Source organism: Amycolatopsis sp. SID8362 (genome assembly GCF_010550475.1).
In the GTDB taxonomy this organism is placed as follows: Bacteria; Actinomycetota; Actinomycetes; order Mycobacteriales; family Pseudonocardiaceae; genus Amycolatopsis; species Amycolatopsis eburnea.
This window is the reverse complement of the sequence record NZ_JAAGNB010000421.1, coordinates 1-1,269: the sequence shown is the minus strand read 5'-3', so window position 1 is coordinate 1,269 and position 1,269 is coordinate 1. Positions and strand designations below refer to the sequence as shown.

The window sequence follows — 1,269 nt, the reverse complement described above, 5'->3', positions numbered from 1 at the left end:
GCGCGGTGCCGTGGCCGGGCTGGCGATCGCCGCGTTCGACCTCGGCGTCGCGGCTCGTGCCTACCCCGCCGTGCGGGCGCTTCCCCGCGCGCCGCAGCTGGCCGATCACCTCGTGTTCGGCGCCGTCGTGGGCGCGCTCCTGAACCGTCCACAAGGGACCGATCAGGGCACGACCTCGACGACGTCACCCGGCTGCAAGGTGTTGTAGAACGTCACCGCGGCCGCGTGCGAAAGGTGCACGCACCCGTGGGACTTCACCTTCAGGCTCCCCTGGTGGAAAGCGACCCCGGTGGTGGTGAAGAACACCGAGTACGGCATCGGCCCGTTGTACTGCTTGCTGTAGTGGTCGATGTCCTTGTACTGCACGTGGAACTTCCCCAGCGGGGTCGGGTACTTCGCCAGCCCGACGGTGATCGGGACGCCGCCGTAGGTGACGTTCCCGGCGCCGTCGGTCAACCACGCGGTGTTCGAACCGCGCTGGACGCAGGCCTTCGCGTCGGCGCTGCACGGCGTCGACGCCGCTTCGGCCGTTCCCGCGAACGCCACGGTCCCCGCCATCGCGGCGACCCCGCCCAGTAGTGCGATCATCCTCCGGTTCATCGCGTGCCTCCCGTTGTCGTTCGGCTACAGGAGGTGGGTTCCCCGTTTCCGGATCTTCGAACCCGATCAGTTCCGCGGTTGCGAAAGCCGGAGGAATTCCGCTTGCTCGCGGTCGTACCGCTGGGTCAGGCCGTTTCCGTAGCGGTCCCACCAGTTCTGCGTGTGCCCGCCCTGGCGGGTGGTGGTGTCGCCGTAGATCTGGCGGTCGTATTCGACGCGGGCGTCGCGGAACTCTTGCTGGAACTGCTCCGGCGTCAGGCCCTGCACGTGCTGGATCGTCGCGTCGCTCAGCGTCCGCGAGCTGCGCACGATGTCGTCGCCGCCCATGTGGTTGAGGATCGCGCGCACGCCGCCGGCGCCGCGCATGTGCGCGCCGGACATGATCGCGGCCTGGGTGCCCGGGTCGGTGAAGTTGAGCGCGCCCGCGGTGCGCGCGTTCGCCGTCATCAGGTCCGAGACGACCGCGCGTTCCTCGGCGCTGCCGATGCCGTACTGCTCGCGCGCGGCGATGATCCGGTCGTAGCCGTTGTGCATGTTCTGCCGGAAGCCGTACGCCTCGGGCACGCCGCCCTGCTCGCCCGTCGCGCCTTCCGAGCGCATGATCGAGTCGACCACGCGCGGGTCCAGCTGCTGCGGCGCCGCCGCGGCCGCCGCTCCCCCGCCGCCGGC

2 protein-coding genes and 1 pseudogene are annotated in these 1,269 nt (G+C 70.4%); 1 reads left to right on the top strand and 2 read right to left on the bottom strand.

Features of this window, described 5'->3' with window-relative positions; all coding sequences use genetic code 11:
* Nucleotides 1-208 (top strand): annotated as a pseudogene (locus tag G3I65_RS13485) (hypothetical protein); the annotation flags it as partial.
* On the opposite strand, the gene G3I65_RS13480 reads toward G3I65_RS13485, so the two are convergent.
* Nucleotides 163-600 carry a L,D-transpeptidase gene (locus G3I65_RS13480; RefSeq protein WP_125313750.1) on the bottom strand — a complete coding sequence of 146 codons (438 nt, stop codon included), beginning with the start codon at nucleotides 598-600 and terminating at the stop codon, nucleotides 163-165. The pseudogene G3I65_RS13485 and the gene G3I65_RS13480 overlap by 46 nt on opposite strands.
* A gap of 66 nt (nucleotides 601-666) precedes the next feature.
* Nucleotides 667-1,269: hypothetical protein (locus tag G3I65_RS13475; RefSeq protein ID WP_160696407.1), on the bottom strand; the 603-nt coding region annotated here is incomplete at its 5' end.

Coding starts and splice junctions, on each gene's coding strand:
- G3I65_RS13480 (WP_125313750.1), bottom strand. CDS start 600: ATGAACCGGAGGATGATCGCACTACTGGGCGGGGTCGCCGCGATGGCG.